A 16,147-nucleotide genomic window follows, 5' to 3' on the forward strand; every position below is an offset into this window, starting at 1 on the left:
TCAGGCGCTGATTTTATTGCCCACTCAGGTTACCACGATTGACGGTGCCTGTGTGGCAAAATCAGCCTCGGTCGTTAACAAATGGTTAACGTTTTCCATGGTTTACTGTCGTTTTTGGCCATCTGGTGCCCTCTGGACACGAGCCGCGCCACGCAGTTGGCGCTCGGCCGCGGCACTTCTGCGCCGCGGGGGGTTCAATGGGTCAGCCTAGGCGGCGAAACGGCCGCCCCCCGATCGCGGGCTGCTGGACACCTCGTTCAGTTTTTCAACCGCGCGATCCAAAAAGCGCAGGTCGCCGCGTTTTTCAAACAGTTTCGGTGCCGCAATTTCGCCGATCTGCGCGGTAAAGCCGGTGGCGACCTCTTCGCAATACACAAGATCGGGGTCATTCAGCATCATCACAAATTCATCATGCAGGCTGTCTGCCGTCGGCAATTTGTTCTTCGCCCCAACACAGACAAAAACCCCACCACCGAGATAAGACAGGAAAGCCTGCGCGCCAACCAGACAATCAGAAATCACCTCAGCCACATCGGTGACCACGTAGGTGAACTCCTCGATGTCAGAGCCGGCATGCACCGCCTCAAGTTCTGGCACGCGGATCGCAAAGGCCGCCATGGCAAATTGCTTCTGCTCCAACATCAGCATGACATAGTTATCCAGCGCAGCACTCTTCACCACGCCGCGCACATCTTTGACGGTGACCGGGTCTTTGAACGGTGGCTTCGGCGCGGCAGCCGTAGCAGCCGGCGCGCTTGCGGCAGCAGCGGCAGCTTTGCGTGCCTCAGATTGCAGGCGGTCCGCCAAGCGGATGCGCGTCATCAACTCGGTCGTATCAAAAGGCTTGGTCACATAGTCTGTCGCGCCCGCCATAAAAGCGCGGTCGACATACTCTTTGTTGTTCATCGCGGTGATCATAATCACCGGCGAATTTTTGTAATGCTCCATCTGGCGGACGTGCTGACACAGTTCCGTCCCGTCCATCCCCGGCATTTGAATGTCGAACATGAAGCCTTCGAACGGCGTCGGCGATGCAGCGATCTTCTGCAAGGCATCTTCGCCCGATTCCGCCAGGGTCACATCCGTGTACCCATGCGCCTCAAGGGTCGCACTTAGAATTTCGCGGATCAGTTCGTCGTCATCGACGGCAAGGATCTTCATCTTTTTCTCCAGTCGCGTCACCGCCAAATTGCGGGACATCTAAGCTTCTGCGTCCGTTTGCCAGAGCCCTTGGGTGGGATGCTTCTGCATCGGCCAAACCGGCGGGGCTTTGTTAAAGTCTCATTGTTGAAGTTATCAGGACAATTATGGCGCAAATGGGGCAAACTTTTGGATTGAGTGCAGCATTTGCGATTTTCCAACTGGGACTGCCTGACACCTCTGGTTTTTAACCCGACTTTAACCTTCAAAAACAGCAGGTTGTCGGTTCTGATTGTTTTTTCATCACTTGTATACAGTGTAACCTAGGGTTGATCCCTTGCCAAGCAGCGCGTTCTTGCCCGTCAAAGGCGCATTCGCCTGTGATCGATTCCCCACAGTCGTGTCAGTCGGACGTGGTGAATTGTCCGCAACTTGGAAACAGTGCCCCAGAATTTATCACGGATCGGGGGTATTTTTTCCTAGTCGTCAAAAACGCCCGGCACAAGGTCTTCCCAGAAGGCAAAAATGGCCGAGGAATTCAGCGCAGAATTCCAGCCATGGGCGCGGAATTCCTCGCGTGAAAGGTCGTCGTCCAGCGTCGCCATAAAGAGCCGCTTGTCCGCATCCCGCTGAGTCGGGTTCCGGCCTGCCACCACATCGGCCACAATAGCAAAGCGCCGCCCGCGCTCGGCCTTGGCCGCACGGCGAGTATCAACCTCTGATTCTTCCGCGCGCCGCTTCGCCTCGCGCGCCTCCGCCAGCTGCCGCGCGGCCTCTGTTGGTTCAGGCGTTGCCTCGCGCGCTGGCTTGTAATCATCCCGGATCGCCGCGGTCAGATAGCCGACCTTGGACTTCACCGTGTCCTGGTCAGACATATAAGAGAGCTTTTCCTGCACATAGTCTTCGCCGTGCTCTGCAATCCATTGCCGCGCCAGCCGGTCCGAAATCCCCTGCGCAAGCAGCGCTTTATAGACAGGCAGGTTCCGCGTCCCGTCGCTGTCATCAATCTGGAACATGGCAAGCTGCGGGTTTTCCTTGATCAGAAACCGAATGTCGGTGACCGCCCTGCCCTTTTTCTGAAATTCCGGCGTGATCTCAATATCGCTGCTTTTGTTCACCTCGGCGACGGCGGGTTTGATGATCTTGGCATTGAGGTGCTTGAAGCTCTCGTAATAGCTCGACCCGTCCACCCCCATCAGTTTGCGGAAGGTATCAAGCGACCACCAGCCGGTGCTGCCGGTCCTGACAAAGCGATAACAGTTTTCATAAAGCGCCAGCCCGTGGCCGGAACTGAAGTTCTTTTGGATATGCACATTGATCAGCGCATAGATTTTCGGGTCATGCAGCTTTTGCGCCAAGGCCGGCGAATAGGCATATTCGCAAATGCCGTTTTTCAGTTTGGCAAAGGACAAAAGCGAACTGACGCCCCACTCCTGCTTGCCATCCTCATCCAGCATATCCCACTCGGCCACGGTTTCGGCGAGCGCACGCAGGCTCGCGCGCAGCGTATCAAAATCGTTGGAGTTATATCCGACCATCATCGCCAACGTCCGCGCATCAATCGAATGGCTTTGGGCAGAGGTCAAAGAGTCATAGGCATTGAGCAAAAGCACGTTGGAGAGCTTGCGCTGCAGAAGGCTGAGTTTGCCACTGATATGGATCGCGGCCACGTTCTTTTTGACCGTTTCCCGCCGCAATGCGCCGGTCAGTTTATCCATATCAATCTGGGTTTGCGCCATGATTCTCACTGACTCGATTTTGCCCGAGAGACTGGCATAAATAGGTACCCGAGCGCAATAAATCTCTGGGTTCTTTAACCCATCCCGCAAACGGGTACCCAAAGACTCCGCTTGACTCATGGGGTGCGATCTCCCTTCGAATCAGGTGGTCGCTGACCGACTCAGGGAGTCAAAAACGACCCATTGGCAGGTCCGAAAGCCAGAAATATGGGGCCAAAGCGGCAGAAAACCACCATATCTTGCGGTCTTTTGAACCCACCGGGAATCGGTGCCCTTTGTCCTGCATCTGGGTACCATTGATCCCGTAGCCAGGCACCTTAAGGCCTGTAAACGGGTGCCTTTCGTCCCGGATGCAGGTCCCCAAACTTACTTAACTCCTTGATTCGAAAGTATTATTCGAACCCAAAGAATCTAAAGTTCTTATACAAAATAAACTCTTTGTTGGGGGTGTGTTTTCTATTTTTGGAATAGGAATAGGAGCCACTTGGCCATCTTTGGACTTCAAAAGCCAAATTATGTACCTTCAAGAAAGGCAATGCTTCCGCCTTTGCAAAATGTGCGCTAGATTCGGATATATCCGATAAACAGGCGAACATAATCAGAGGCAACGAACAGTGAGCAAAGCTCCCACACTTCCCCTGCCCCCGTATCTGAACCTCGATCCCAAGGCTGCGGCAGAGAAGTTACCCGACCCTATCGACACCACACGATTCGCGAAAGCCGCCGCTTTCTGCGCCAAGGGACGTGCCGACATGGCGCGTCGTGGCTATGCGCCGGATGGACAAAAGAGGTTGCGGAAATTCTCGATCTGGGAGATCACCAAATACCTGATCCCCATCGCCCCGGCCCATCTGCGCCGTGTCTTGAAGGCCAACCCAGACTTGCCCCAGGGCGAAGGCGTCGGTGGCTCAAAATGGTTCACTTTGGAAGAGGTCCTGGTGCTTCGCCATTACTTTCACCAAGAGGGCGTCAGCACCAAAGAATACCTGCCCTACCGGCCCGAGGGCTTGCCTGCCAAGGTGGTGGCCGTCGCGAACTTCAAAGGCGGGGTTGGCAAGACATCTACGGCCGCGCATTTGGCCATGTCGGCGGCGCTGGATGGATACAAGGTTCTGGTCATTGATCTGGACTCTCAGGGGTCCATGACCTCAATCCTTGGTGGCAAGGTGCCGGATGAATGGAGCACCGTCTTCCCGCTGATTGCCAAGGATTACGCCAAGGCCGTGGTTGCTGAAAACGAAGTGCGCGCCGCAGGTGGGCAGCCCGAGATCGCCTTGGATGAAACCCTGAAGGAAGCGCTTGGGGTGACATCCAAAGATGTGATCCAGAAAACCCATTGGCCGAACATCGACCTGATCGGGGCGCAGCTTAATCTCTATTGGGCCGAGTTCCAGATCCCTGTTTGGCGCATGGGTCTACGCAACTGGCCGCTGTGGGATGGCCTGACCAATTTCTTGGAAGATGAAGGCGTGTTGGATAAATACGACATCGTCTTCCTCGATACGCCCCCTGCCCTCGGTTATCTGACGATCAATGGTTTGGCGGCAGCTGATATCTTGCTTGTCCCTCTTGGGGCATCGTTTCTGGAGTTTGATTCCACTGGGCGCTTCTTTGACATGCTCTATTCGACATTTGCCAGCATCGAAGACGGTGAAAACACTGCCGCGCGGGCGGCGGGTTTACCGGAACTTAAGTTTGAATGGGATGTAGTGAGGGCGATTGTCACCCGCTTTGACGCCAGCCAGCAGACCGATATGGCAAATGTGATCCAGGCCTATTTTGGCGATTTTATGAATGCCTACCGGCAGGACTACACGGCTTTGGTGGGCCAGGCTGGCGAACAGGTGAACGGGATTTATGAAGCGGACTACCGCGACTTCAATCGAGATACCTATGTGCGTGGTCGGGAAACTTTTGATCGCACCTACGCGGAGTTCAAAGAGCTGCTGATTGGAAGCTGGTGGCGCGATACGCAGATGGAGGACAAGTGATGGCAAAACGCAGACGTTTGGTGGCACCGGATCAATCAGAACTCGAGAGGCTTGATGAGGGTTTCGCCGCGAAACCGCCTTTGGGGAGCGGGATGGCGCCGCCAATTGCACAGGTTGCCGGAGAGGCTGCCGCGCTTGGCGGAATGGCGGGTGTTAGTGATCGGGTGGCCGCAGCCAGAGATAGCGCCGATGCGGAGAAATGGCGGTCGGCCGAACAAGAAGGGCGTGCAATAGAATCGATTCCGCTTGCAGACATTCAAGCAGATTACCTGCGTCGCGACCGCATAGAAGACACCGTTGAAGCGCGCGAGGAGTTGTTGAATTCCATCCGGCAAAATGGCTTGCGCGCCCCGATCGAGGTGGTTGCGCTGGCAGAGGGCTATGGGCTGATTGCCGGGCATCGTCGACTGGACGCTTTCAAAACGCTGGCAGGGCAAGATCCGCAATTTGCGCGTATTCCCGCCTTTCTGCGTCGCCCTGCGGATAGTGCCGATGCCTACGTTAACATGGTCGAAGAAAACGAAGTCCGGGCCAATCTTTCGCACTATGAACGCGGGCGGATTGCGGTGGTTTCGGCACAAAGTGGGGTGTTTGAGACGGTTGAAGAGGCCATCAATCGGTTGTTCGAACACGGGTCGAAATCTAAACGCTCTAAGATTCGCAGTTTTGCGGCTGTACATGAAGCCTTGGGGGATTTGTTGCAGTTTCCGAAGGAGCTGACTGAGCGCACCGGGCTCAAGGTGGCCGCGGCGCTGCGGGGTGGGGCGCAGCCTCGGCTGCGGGCGGCACTGGCAGATCAAAGTGCTTTGACCGCCCAGCAGGAAATGCAGGCGCTAGAGCGAGCGATTGAAGATCAGGGACCGCTTGAAAAGGAACCCTCTCGGGGTGGCCGGCCGAATGAATATCACAGGCTGCCGGCAGTTCCGTTGGAGGGCGGCGGGAGCCTCTCTGTGCAGTTCGGAATAAATGGCATGCGCTTGGAGGTGAAGGGCAGGGAGGTTCCGCAGGACCTTGCCGATGAGACATTGGCGCAGGTCAAAGCCTTGCTCGGCTAGTTTCGCATAGAAACCCTCTACGAGAGCGCCTTATTAGCATCCATCGGTAGCACATATTTTTGGCGTATTATGTGCGCTACCCTCCGAAGCCCTTGGAGGGCTTTCGTTTACAGATCCGAAGACGGAGTCCCTGAGACAGGGCGCAGGGTTGCAAAAAGCTCTCCGACTTTGATGCCAAATTTGCGGAACTTGCTGCGGTTGAGGATGACGCCGCTTTCAGACAGGTACATCCAGTCCTCCACCGAGACGATGTGGTTTCCGGCGTCGGCACCGAGTTTGAGACGGTAGAGCGATTTTACCGATGTGCCCTCGATCACACCCCCTGCTTGGCCAATGATGTCGCCAGCCGTCGCGGTATAGCGCCCGTCGTCTCTTAGCGTGATCGACCAACAGCGCTGTTCTGTTGCGCCGCTTGCAAAGCGAAACGCCTCGCGCAGTTGTCCTCGATTGCCGTCCCATTCCCCTTCCATGTCCGCAACAAAGCGAGACACGAGGCGGCCGGTTGGGCCAAAGATGACACCTTCGGATTTGATGGATCCTGACAGGTGTTGGCGCAAGTCGAAGGTCATAGACCCTGTTTTGTCGTCAAAGGCGGCAGGCGGATCAGGCAGTCGTTTAAGCATGGGCCAACTCCACTTGGACAACGTCCGTTTGACCAACCGCAAAAGACGCCGCGCAGATTTCGAGGTAGAAAACCCAGCTGCGTAGGAACTGTCGGTCATAGCCCAGTGTCAGAACCTTTTCGCTTTGATCGCGCAGGCGCTCGGCCCAAAGGCGGCAGGTGCGGGCGTAGTCTTGACCAAAGGCGAAGTTGTCACACACGGTCAGCCCGGCACGGCGGGCCTGATCGGCGATGACCGCATCCGACAAAAGCATTCCGCCGGGAAAGGTATATTGGCGAATATAATCACTGCCGCGCCGGTAGAGGTCAAAGTAGCTGTCCTGCACCGTAATGGCCTGAACCACTGCACGGCCGCTTTCGGCAAGGCGCGCTTTCAGGGTGTTGAAATAGCTTGGCCAATATTTTTCGCCGACCGCCTCGATCATTTCGATAGAGACGATGTTGTCATAGGTGCCTTCGGTCTTGCGGTAGTCTTCCAAACGGATCTCGGCGCTGCCGTCCAGCCGCGCTTCGGCATAGCCCTTTTGGCTGGGAGAGATCGTCAGCCCTGTCACAGCGCGGCCCTGATCGGCGGCGCGTTCGGCAAAGCCGCCCCAGCCGCAGCCGATTTCAAGCACCCGTTCGCCATCTCCAAGCCGACTGAGCACGCGGTCGTATTTGCGGGTCTGGGCCTGTTGCAGGCTGCTATCTTCGGGCGAAAAGAGTGCCGAGGAATAGGTCATGCCAGGATCAAGCCAAAGCTGGTAGAATTCATTGCCGACATCGTAGTGGGCTTTGATATTGCGAGACGCGCCTTTCACGGAATTGGCGCGCAGCAGACGATCCACGATCAGGAACTTGAATCGGTTGAGGCGGCTGGGGTTGGCGAAGCCTTCAAAGGTATCGAGGTTGCGCAGCGCAACCGCGACCAGACGTTCTATTGATGTGGTCTCCCACAGCCCCGCCACATAGGTCTCGCCCAAGCCCACGTCGCCGCGTGCGGCCAGTGCGGTAATCACGGACCAATCTTTGATGTCCATATCACCTTCTTCACCGCTGTCGCCAAAGTGATGGACCTGCCCATCAGGTGTGCGCAAACGCAGGCGACCCACTTTGATCTGACCGCAGGCGTTCAGAAATTCGTGTTTCACGGCGTCAGTCAGCAGGGTCATCGGGTGATCTCCTTTTCGGGTGGGGCAGGGCGGGTGCGGTAGGTCGCGCCGCGCAGTTTCAAAAGCAGCGCTTGCCAGTAAATCAGCGCGACGGTGCGCAGGGGGCCAAAGGGGCGGCGTAAGGCGGCCCAGAGGATGGCACGATTGGTTAGCGGGGCGCGGGTGCCGCGCAGATTGGCAAAAAGCGTTTGATTTCCTTGGGTTAGCAAAATTTTGATAAGGATGGAGTTATCTAACACATTGAAATTAAAAGAATAATCTCCGCTCACTTCCAAATACGGTGAAACATGCATGTTCTTTTCGGCACAGAGCGTGCTTTCAGGTGTAATAGGCTCGAAATTTGGGTTGTGGCACAGATAGGAATGGCGATCTCCGAACGGGTTAGAGACCTCAGCAATGACCGCCAGCAGATCGTCGCCTTTCATCGCCAGCCAGAAGCTGACGGGGTTGAATATATAGCCCAGAAAGCGGGGTTGCGTCAGAAGGCGCAGGTCGTAATCAGTAAGCCCGGCCTCTGCAAAAACGCGACGGGCCCATGCGTCGCCTGCGCCTTTGCCTTGTGGTCCGCCGTGTGACCGATCGTGCACAGAGGCAAGGTTGAACCGGTTGCGCGAAAAGAGCAGGGGGCCACGCTGGGCGTCTGGGTCGATCAGCACATAGTCGATCGAATAGGTGAAGCTGCGCGACAGGTCGCCGCCCCGGCTGTGGGTTGTGGTGGCGCGGATGTGTTCCGGCCAGCTATCCATGTCGCGGCTCATACGGTCACCCGATTAAGCGACTTAGCCACGCGCACGGCGCTGGCAAATCCGTCTTCGTGAAAGCCGTGGCGCAGATAGGCCCCGGCGTACCAAGTTTGGTTCTGTCCTTGGATGTCGGCAATCGTGCCCTGTGCCTTCAGCGCCGCAAGGTCAAAGACCGGATGGCGGAAGGTTTTTTCGTCATAGACCAACGACGGGTCAACATCGCGCACGGGATTTAGGGACACAAACAGCGGGTCATCTTCAGGGATGTTCTGCAGGCGGTTCATCCAATAGGTGACGCCGATGGCCGGACGCGTATCGCGGGCGTCGGCTTTATAGACCCAGCTGGACCAGCAGGCTTTGCGATGGGGCATCTGCGCTTGGTCGGCGTGCAGGATCATATGGTTGTCCTGATAGCGCAGATCGCCAAGTGCGGCGGCTTCGGTTGGTGTTGGGTTGGCCAGCATGCGCAGGGCGTCATCAGAGTGGCAGGCAAAGATGACCTGATCAAAGCGCTGCGGTTCTGCGCCGGGGCTTGTGATCTGACCCCCTGCGGCATCACGATGGACATATGTCACTGGCGCGCCGGTGCGCAGGGTGACGCCCCGGTCGGTGAGGTTTTGCGCCAGACGCGTCACATATTCAACGCTGCCGCCTTTCACCGTCCACCATTGGTGCTGTCCGGTTGCTGACAGAAGTGCGTGGTTGCGGAAAAACCGCACGAGGGAACGCGCGGGGAAACCTTGGATTTCTTCGGGTGGGGTGGACCAGATCGCGCCGCAGATGGGCATCAGGTAGTAGCGGCGAAACCACTCGCCCAGTTGCATCTCGTTCACCAGCTCGCCAATTGTGGTGCCGTCCTGTGCCAGCCGTTCCGCGCCGCCGTTAAAGCGCATGATATCGCGCAGCATGCGAAAGAAGCTGGGGCGCAAGAGGTTGCGGCGTTGGCCGGTCACGGCGGCGAGGTCGCGCAAGCCGTATTCGACGCGGCCATTGTCGATGGTGGCCCCAAAACTCATGTCGCTTTTGACAACGGGCACATCTAGGTCGCGGAACATGGCCGTCAGATGCGGGTAGTTCACATAGTTGAAAACAATAAAGCCCGTATCGACCGGCTGATCGCCCGCTTTGCCCGCGATCACGGTGCGCGCGTGTCCCCCCAATTTCGGTGCGGCCTCAAATAGGGTCACGTCATGGCGGTCGGCCAGCAGATAGGCAGCGGCCATGCCCGAGATGCCTCCGCCGATAATGGCAATGCGTTGGGGCAGGGGGCTTGGGATGTCAAAGGACATGCGTTCTCCTTGGTTCTTTTATGATTCTACGGGAAAAATTCGCCTTCGGATTAAAAATTCTCGGTCCGAAGAAAAAAATGATCCAAGGCTCGACCCACTGCGTATTGAGGGTATGCTGACGTTGGAGCGAACCCTGAATGATCAACCGCACCGTGCCATACTGGCGCAGCGGCAGGGGCGTGGGACACGGGACACTTTGAACGAAGCGGTGCAACAGGACTATTCGGACCAAACGGTCTGGATGTTGGCGGTGAAACAGGATCGGGATCGCGCGGCCTTTGCGCGGCTCTTTGATTTTTACGCACCGCGCCTGAAGGGTTTCGTCATGCGGTCCGGCGTGTCTGCGGCCCAAGCCGAAGAGATCGTGCAGGAGGTCATGTTGACCGTGTGGCGCAAGGCCCATCTGTTTGATCCGCACCGGGCGCAGGTCAGTAGTTGGATTTATCAGATCGCACGCAATCGTCAGATTGATGTGCTGCGCAAAGAGAGCCGCCCGATGCCGGAAGAGCTCTCAGAAGAATTGAAAGACGGGGGGTCGCCTCAGGAAGATGCCAGTCAGATCATGGCGGTGGAACAAGAGGCCCAAACCCTGCGCATGGCTTTGGCACGGCTAAAGCCAGGACAACGGGAAATGGTTGAGAAAGCCTACCTTGGGGAGCTTTCTCATAGCGAAATACAAGCGGAGACCGGGTTGCCGTTAGGCACCATCAAGTCCCGCATCCGGCTGGGGCTTGAGAAACTCCGGCATGAATTGAAGGAACTGAGAGCGGATGACTGACATTCGGCATCATATTTCTGACCCGCTGATGGCGGCCTATGCGGCAGGCAATCTGGCGCACCCTTACGCCTTGGTGATGGCGAGCCACATTTCCATGTGCGATGACTGTCGTGCGCGGCTGACGGCGCATGAGGTGGCGGGGGCTGCTGTCATGTTGGACAGCGACGCGGTGGCTGTGTCTGCTGATTTGAAAGCGGGTATTCTGGCGCGGCTGGACGAGCCTGCACCAAAAGAGGTGGTTTACAAGAAATCCGGCGTGTTTCCTGGCCCTGTGATGGAGGCCCTGAAGGGGCAGCCGCCCAAGTGGAAGTCTTTGGGGTTTGGCGTGCGCCAGTCGATTTTGGAAGACAGCAAAGAGGGCTCTGTCCGTTTGCTCTACATCCCCGGCGGCGAAGCGGTGCCAGAGCACAGTCATAATGGGCTGGAACTGACATTGGTCTTGCAGGGCAGCTTTAGCGACGCGACGGGCCGGTTTGGTGTCGGGGATCTGGAGATCGCGGATGACGATCTGGAGCACACGCCGCACGCCGACCCCGGCGAGGCCTGCATATGCCTTGCGGCAACCGGTGCGCCGTTGCGGTTCAGCAAATGGATGCCAAGGCTGTTTCAGCCGATATTCCGCATCTGAGTTTGTCAGCCGAAAACCGAGCAACATGATGCCCCCGCGTTGAAGGCGGGGGTTTCTATTTGTCTTGTCGGTGCAGCCTTGCTTAGGCCTTGGCGACAAAGTGGCGTAGCATGTGCACGTCATAAAGAGGCATTGCCATCACCTCGTCGCCGATGACAGTGGTCGCAGGGGACAAGTGGCGCACAGACGGGAGTGCAGTGCGTAGCCCAGCCCCAACTTTCAAGCCTTTGCTGATCGGACAATTGTGGATCAAACCCTTGGAAAGCATGTCTTCGGTCAAGGGGTCATAACGGGAGTTTGGTCCTGCGCCGGCGGTATTGATGACGAAACCCGTTTCGTCCTGTGTGACTGCGCCGCTCGCGTCGATGACATGTACCGTAGCACCATCTGCGCCATGTTCGACCTTCTGCACCAGACCGGTCACGATGCGCGCCTGCCCAGATTTTATAAAGCCGTGCAGGTCTTGAATGGTGTCGCGGGTGCCGCCGCGCAGCCAGAAACGAAGCGTGGCTGGCACGATACGGGCCTCGTTGGCGTTTGTGATGTATGCCGATAACGGGTTCTCAAGGAAATGCGCGCGAAAGCCCGCACGGATTTCGCGCATTTCATCGCCACGTGCCAAGGCCGCGTCAATTTCACGGCGCACTTCCTTGAGGAAGCTTTCTGCCGTTGCGTGCCCCTTGCTAAAGCTTGGAATAGTGAGTTTGCGCGGCAAGCGCGGAATGAGTGCCGCAGGGACTTCGCCATCGGGTGCGCAAAAGGCCAATTTGACGTCGGCATCGGGCAGCAAACTTTGGCACAGGCGCAGCACGTCCAGCATGGCGGCGTTGCCACCGATGCAAAAGATTTCTCGACCCGCTTTGATGTGCTCTGCGATCTGGGCCTCAAAGCCAAAGACATTTGGCACTGCAAAAGCGCCTTCGTCACCTTCGATGCGTAGGGTCGAGGGGCCGCCCGGAGCGATGTCGGCTGAGTCGGCGTAGATGACACCATTGGCGTTAGTCTGCACCAAATTACCGGCATCAGAGGTATCAATTGCCGTGGCTTCATCATTGATCAGCTCGACCTGAACGCCCTTGATGCGTAGCGCGGCCAGCACTTTTTCCGTGTGTTCGACCATAAAGTCGCCATAGAATTCACGCGGTGCATTCAGACCGTGGATATTGCCCGCATCAACAAGCGGCTGTGCGGATGCAAGCCAATTCGGAGTGCGGTCAGCCATTGTGCTTTGAATGCTCTGCCAATTGTCGGAAAGCCATCGCGCGAACTCTCGATCAATGTCATCGGCGGGCGAATTTAGCAAATAGGCATAGCGCCAAGGCGTGCCTGCCTCGCCTTTGGCGTAGGCCGCGCCGCGCCCGAGTTCTGCAATATTTTTCCCAAGAAGGATCAACCGGTCGCCTGACTCCAGCGCGCATTTTTCCAGGAAGGCTACGGCGGTTGTGCCGTCCCCGACGATCAAATGGGTCTTTGCATGTGTTTTGGCGCGCGCAGTGTCGATCATTCTTCGTCCATCTTTTTTGAGGGGCAGCGCATCGGCTGCCAAAACCGGAGTGGCGACCACGGCGTTGCAAATTGCCTGATTCTGTCGCTGTGAAAAAAATAGGAAAAATTTCACGAAAGGAAATGCGACGACCGACGATTTATGTGTTTTCCGCGTCTGAAACGGGTCGGTGTCTAATTTGTATGCAAAAAGCCCGCAAGACAGTCTCGCGGGCTTCGTCGGCAAACGTTTTGAAGGTTCTTACAGAAGCGTACCCATGGCGCGGCCGGTGTTGACCATGCGGCAGGAGAAGCCCCATTCGTTGTCATACCAGCTGACCACACGCACCAGACCTTCGGAGGTCACGGATGTTTGTGGGGCCGCGAAGGTCGACGAATGCGCATCGTGGTTGAAGTCGATGGAGACCAGCGGGCGCTCTTCGTAGCCGAGGACGCCTTTCATCGGGCCTTCTGCGGCTTCTTTGATCGCTGCATTGATCGCTTCAACGGTTGCTGGTTTTTCTGGCACGAACGACAGGTCAACCAAAGAGACGTTTGCGGTTGGCACGCGAATGGCAGACCCTTCCAAGCGGCCTTTCAGATGTGGCAGCACTTCGGAGATCGCGCGGGCGGCGCCGGTGGAGGTTGGGATCATCGACAGCGCGGCGGCGCGGGCACGGTAGAGGTCTTTGTGCGCAGCGTCGTGGGTTGGCTGATCGCCTGTGTAGGCGTGGATCGTGGTCATGTAGCCGGTTTTGATGCCGAAGGTGTCATCCAGAACTTTGGCAACGGGTGCCAAGCAGTTGGTGGTGCAAGATGCGTTGGAAACGATCACATCGTCTGCGGTCAGGTCTTTGTCGTTCACGCCGAAGACAACGGTGCGGTCGACCTCTTTGCCAGGGGCAGAGATCAGCACGCGCTTGGAACCGTTTTTCAGGTGTTTCGCCGCGCCGTCACGGGTGGTGAAGATGCCGGTGCATTCATACGCGATGTCGACGCCGTCCCATGGCAGCTCTTCGGGGTTCCGAATCGCGGTCAGTTTGATCTTTTGGCCGTTCACAACCATGTCGTCGCCATCTACCTGCACGTCGGCATTCAAACGGCCATGAACAGAGTCGAATTTCAGCAGGTGTGCCAGCGTTTCGGCTGGGGCCAAATCGTTGATAGCGACGACTTTTACGTCCTCGACACCTTGCTCCACGATGGCGCGCAGCACGTTGCGGCCAATGCGGCCAAATCCGTTGATTGCGATATTCAGGGTCATCCCGATGTCTCCGATCTTGTTTCTTGCCGCCAGTCAAATTGTTAGCGGTAACGTTGGCGCAACCGTTATCGATAACGACGTAAAAATGCAAGTCTCTATCCCGCGCGCATGTTATTTCCAGTGGCAGAGAGAATGGTGCTTGCAGTTGGGAGGCGGGTCATTGACGATGCGCGCATGACGAAGCGGTTGAATTTGAAAGATGTGGCGGAACTGGTGGGTGTCAGTGAAATGACCGCCAGCCGCGCCCTGCGGGGGGCACCCGACGTGTCCGAAAAAACCCGCCAGAGGGTTGAGGCGGCGGCGCGGTCCATCGGTTATGTGCCCAACCGCATTGCCGGGTCTTTGTCCTCGCAATCGGTCAATCTGGTGGCCGTCGTTGTGCCCTCTTTGAACAGCTATGTCTTCCCAGAGGTCCTCTCGGGCATTTCTTCAGTGCTGCGCGACAGTGATTTGAAACCGGTGGTTGGGGTCTCGGGCTATGACCTTGAGGAAGAAGAAAGCGTCATCCGCGAAATGCTCAGCTGGCGGCCTTCGGGTTTGGTGGTTGCGGGGCTGGAGCACACGGAAACCACCCGCAATATGCTGCGCAATGCCCATTGCCCGGTGGTAGAGGTGATGGATACCGATGGGACGCCCGTTGGGCATTGTGTCGGGATCTCGCATTTGGATGCCGGGCGCGAGATGGCGCGGGTTATTGTCGACCGTGGGTTTCGCAAGATTGGCTTTATCGGCACCAAGATGCCACAGGATTTCCGCGCGATGAAACGGCTTGAAGGGTTTGAGATGGGCCTTGCCGAGGCGGGGCTGTCTTTGCATGACGCCGAGAAATTTCCGGGAGATTCCTCTATTCAACGTGGTCGACAGCTGACCGAACAAGTGCTGTCGCGCTCGCCGGATTTGGAGTGTCTTTATTATTCCAGCGATGTGATGAGTGTTGGTGGTTATATGCATTGTCTGGCAGCCGGGCTGACGCCACCCAAAGACATTGCTTTGGCGGGCTTCAACAATCTGCAGATCCTTGAAGGGCTGCCTTTGCGGCTTGCAACGACAGATGCCTGTCGCCGCGAGATTGGAGTGCGCGCGGCAGAGATCATCCTTGCGGGTCCCTGCGAAGATGTACCTTGGGTCACCGAACAGATGCAGCCGCAGATCACGCTAGGAGAGAGCCTTTAGCGCTGTCTGTCCCATGCGCCTCTTGCAGGCATTTCAGGAAAACTTCCGTTTTGCGGTCAGGCCGCAATTGTTTGCGGGTGATCGCGCCGTAGTCGGTACTATAGCGCGTGTCCTTCGGCGAAATTGCCCAGACCTTGCCCGTTTTCAGAAATGTTTCGGCAACATGATCTGCCAGATAGCCGATGTAGCGGCCTGACTGGATTAGCAACGAGAGCGCCTCTTCTTCTTTGACGCGAGCAGCACGCGTGAGGCCCAGACCACGCCCTGCGATCATGTTTGGCGAGTTGAAGCCGTAGCCCGCGTATTTGTACTGGCCGAGGTTCAGCGACTTTGCACAGGTAGACGGATCGCTGCCATAAAGCGGGTGGGTCTCTCCGCAATAGAGCGTCATCTGTTCGGAATAGAGCGGCAGATAGTTGAAAGAGGGCGCCAGTTTGTACATTGGCACAATTGCCGTTTCTAGAGAGCCGAGCACGATGCGGGACTCCAAGGCGCTTGGCCGTTCTAGCACAATCTCCAGATCAACTTCTGGTGCGCGGTTGTCAAACAATTGAATGGCATGATGTATCTTGGCCGCGGGGTTGGTTGAGGATTGATCAAAGATGCCAATGCGCAGGGTGCCCGTCAGCGTGGCATGCACATTGTCGATCTCGTTTTGAAATTCATCGATGCGCGACAAGAGGCGGCGCGTGGCGGCAATAACTTGCTCACCTTCCTCGGTCAAAGAGAAGCCGGCAGGGCCACGATTACACAAAATAAGGCCGATTCGCGTTTCCAGATCGGCGATATGTTTGGAGATCGTGGAGCGGCCAATGTTCAGTTCAAGCTCTGAAGCCGCAAAGCCACCGCATTCAGTGACGGTCAGAAATATACGCAATAAACGTATGTCGATGTCGCTTAGAGACGATAAAACTGCGCGTTTGACCAATTCTAGGTTTCCTTGGTGTGAAACCAATGGAGGGAATGTTGTTAATTATCAAACTTGAAACAGCAAGTAAAATCAAGGGACCAACGTCTCTTGAGGTTTCGGACGCCTTAACAACATCGACGTTGGCTGAGTCAACGACATATCGCGGGCCTGGGGAGGTCGGG

14 protein-coding genes are annotated in these 16,147 nt (G+C 56.7%); 5 read left to right on the forward strand and 9 right to left on the reverse strand.

Annotated elements, in window-relative coordinates; translation table 11 throughout:
* Window positions 1-207: 207 nt before the first annotated feature.
* On the reverse strand, window positions 208-1,200 hold the full coding sequence (locus tag BUA39_RS15315; protein WP_072794100.1) for a response regulator: 993 nt from the start codon (window positions 1,198-1,200) through the stop codon (window positions 208-210).
* A gap of 419 nt (window positions 1,201-1,619) precedes the next feature.
* Window positions 1,620-2,879 carry a replication initiation protein gene (locus BUA39_RS15320; RefSeq protein ID WP_072794101.1) on the reverse strand — a complete coding sequence of 420 codons (1,260 nt, stop codon included), beginning with the start codon at window positions 2,877-2,879 and terminating at the stop codon, window positions 1,620-1,622.
* 614 nt (window positions 2,880-3,493) lie between these two features.
* Here BUA39_RS15320 and BUA39_RS15325 point away from each other — a divergent pair.
* Window positions 3,494-4,870, forward strand: a complete 1,377-nt coding sequence (locus BUA39_RS15325) for an AAA family ATPase (RefSeq protein ID WP_072794102.1) — start codon at window positions 3,494-3,496, stop codon at window positions 4,868-4,870.
* Complete coding sequence (locus BUA39_RS15330) at window positions 4,870-5,925, forward strand: ParB/RepB/Spo0J family partition protein (RefSeq protein WP_072794103.1); 1,056 nt, start codon at window positions 4,870-4,872, stop codon at window positions 5,923-5,925. Before BUA39_RS15325 ends, BUA39_RS15330 begins: the two co-directional genes overlap by 1 nt.
* A 107-nt stretch (window positions 5,926-6,032) precedes the next feature.
* Here BUA39_RS15330 and BUA39_RS15335 read toward each other — a convergent pair whose 3' ends face one another.
* Genes BUA39_RS15335 through BUA39_RS15350 form a run of 4 tightly spaced genes read right to left on the reverse strand, consistent with a single transcriptional unit; the run spans window position 6,033 to window position 9,730 of the window.
* Window positions 6,033-6,548 carry a DUF3833 family protein gene (locus BUA39_RS15335; RefSeq protein WP_072794104.1) on the reverse strand — a complete coding sequence of 172 codons (516 nt, stop codon included), beginning with the start codon at window positions 6,546-6,548 and terminating at the stop codon, window positions 6,033-6,035.
* Complete coding sequence (locus tag BUA39_RS15340) at window positions 6,541-7,698, reverse strand: SAM-dependent methyltransferase (RefSeq protein WP_072794105.1); 1,158 nt, start codon at window positions 7,696-7,698, stop codon at window positions 6,541-6,543. The genes BUA39_RS15335 and BUA39_RS15340 overlap by 8 nt, the downstream gene beginning before the upstream one ends.
* Complete coding sequence (locus BUA39_RS15345) at window positions 7,695-8,456, reverse strand: DUF1365 domain-containing protein (protein WP_242648615.1); 762 nt, start codon at window positions 8,454-8,456, stop codon at window positions 7,695-7,697. The genes BUA39_RS15340 and BUA39_RS15345 overlap by 4 nt, the downstream gene beginning before the upstream one ends.
* Complete coding sequence (locus tag BUA39_RS15350; RefSeq protein ID WP_072794106.1) at window positions 8,453-9,730, reverse strand: NAD(P)/FAD-dependent oxidoreductase; 1,278 nt, start codon at window positions 9,728-9,730, stop codon at window positions 8,453-8,455. Before BUA39_RS15350 ends, BUA39_RS15345 begins: the two co-directional genes overlap by 4 nt.
* 241 nt (window positions 9,731-9,971) lie before the next feature.
* Here BUA39_RS15350 and BUA39_RS15355 point away from each other — a divergent pair, with 241 nt between their 5' ends.
* Window positions 9,972-10,508 (forward strand): sigma-70 family RNA polymerase sigma factor, encoded by a 537-nt coding sequence (locus tag BUA39_RS15355; RefSeq protein ID WP_242648622.1) that lies wholly within the window; start codon window positions 9,972-9,974, stop codon window positions 10,506-10,508.
* Entirely contained in the window at window positions 10,501-11,136 is a 636-nt protein-coding gene (locus BUA39_RS15360) for a ChrR family anti-sigma-E factor (protein WP_072794107.1), read from the forward strand. The genes BUA39_RS15355 and BUA39_RS15360 overlap by 8 nt, the downstream gene beginning before the upstream one ends.
* Before the next feature lie 82 nt (window positions 11,137-11,218).
* On the opposite strand, the gene BUA39_RS15365 is transcribed toward BUA39_RS15360, so the two are convergent.
* Entirely contained in the window at window positions 11,219-12,640 is a 1,422-nt protein-coding gene (locus BUA39_RS15365) for an FAD/NAD(P)-binding protein (protein ID WP_131814609.1), read from the reverse strand.
* Window positions 12,641-12,880: 240 nt separating this feature from the next.
* Window positions 12,881-13,882 (reverse strand): type I glyceraldehyde-3-phosphate dehydrogenase, encoded by a 1,002-nt coding sequence (gap, locus tag BUA39_RS15370; RefSeq protein WP_072794109.1) that lies wholly within the window; start codon window positions 13,880-13,882, stop codon window positions 12,881-12,883.
* Window positions 13,883-14,056: 174 nt separating this feature from the next.
* Between gap and BUA39_RS15375 the strand changes: the two genes are divergently transcribed.
* Entirely contained in the window at window positions 14,057-15,055 is a 999-nt protein-coding gene (locus BUA39_RS15375) for a LacI family DNA-binding transcriptional regulator (RefSeq protein WP_072794187.1), read from the forward strand.
* Here the strand turns inward: BUA39_RS15375 and BUA39_RS15380 are convergent.
* Window positions 15,033-15,983 carry a LysR family transcriptional regulator gene (locus BUA39_RS15380; RefSeq protein ID WP_072794110.1) on the reverse strand — a complete coding sequence of 317 codons (951 nt, stop codon included), beginning with the start codon at window positions 15,981-15,983 and terminating at the stop codon, window positions 15,033-15,035. The genes BUA39_RS15375 and BUA39_RS15380 overlap by 23 nt on opposite strands.
* Between the last annotated feature and the right edge of the window lie 164 nt (window positions 15,984-16,147).

The organism is Cognatishimia maritima (assembly GCF_900129685.1).
Classification (GTDB): domain Bacteria; phylum Pseudomonadota; class Alphaproteobacteria; order Rhodobacterales; family Rhodobacteraceae; genus Cognatishimia; species Cognatishimia maritima.

Excerpts from the sequence above, each read along its gene's own strand:
- BUA39_RS15315 (WP_072794100.1), bottom strand. The coding sequence starts at position 1,200 with ATGTCCCGCAATTTGGCGGTGACGCGACTGGAGAAAAAGATGAAGATC.
- BUA39_RS15320 (WP_072794101.1), bottom strand. The coding sequence starts at position 2,879 with ATGGCGCAAACCCAGATTGATATGGATAAACTGACCGGCGCATTGCGG.
- BUA39_RS15330 (WP_072794103.1), top strand. The coding sequence starts at position 4,870 with ATGGCAAAACGCAGACGTTTGGTGGCACCGGATCAATCAGAACTCGAG.
- BUA39_RS15335 (WP_072794104.1), bottom strand. The coding sequence starts at position 6,548 with ATGCTTAAACGACTGCCTGATCCGCCTGCCGCCTTTGACGACAAAACA.
- BUA39_RS15340 (WP_072794105.1), bottom strand. The coding sequence starts at position 7,698 with ATGACCCTGCTGACTGACGCCGTGAAACACGAATTTCTGAACGCCTGC.
- BUA39_RS15345 (WP_242648615.1), bottom strand. The coding sequence starts at position 8,456 with ATGAGCCGCGACATGGATAGCTGGCCGGAACACATCCGCGCCACCACA.
- BUA39_RS15350 (WP_072794106.1), bottom strand. The coding sequence starts at position 9,730 with ATGTCCTTTGACATCCCAAGCCCCCTGCCCCAACGCATTGCCATTATC.
- BUA39_RS15355 (WP_242648622.1), top strand. The coding sequence starts at position 9,972 with ATGTTGGCGGTGAAACAGGATCGGGATCGCGCGGCCTTTGCGCGGCTC.
- BUA39_RS15360 (WP_072794107.1), top strand. The coding sequence starts at position 10,501 with ATGACTGACATTCGGCATCATATTTCTGACCCGCTGATGGCGGCCTAT.
- BUA39_RS15365 (WP_131814609.1), bottom strand. The coding sequence starts at position 12,640 with ATGATCGACACTGCGCGCGCCAAAACACATGCAAAGACCCATTTGATC.
- gap (WP_072794109.1), bottom strand. The coding sequence starts at position 13,882 with ATGACCCTGAATATCGCAATCAACGGATTTGGCCGCATTGGCCGCAAC.
- BUA39_RS15375 (WP_072794187.1), top strand. The coding sequence starts at position 14,057 with ATGACGAAGCGGTTGAATTTGAAAGATGTGGCGGAACTGGTGGGTGTC.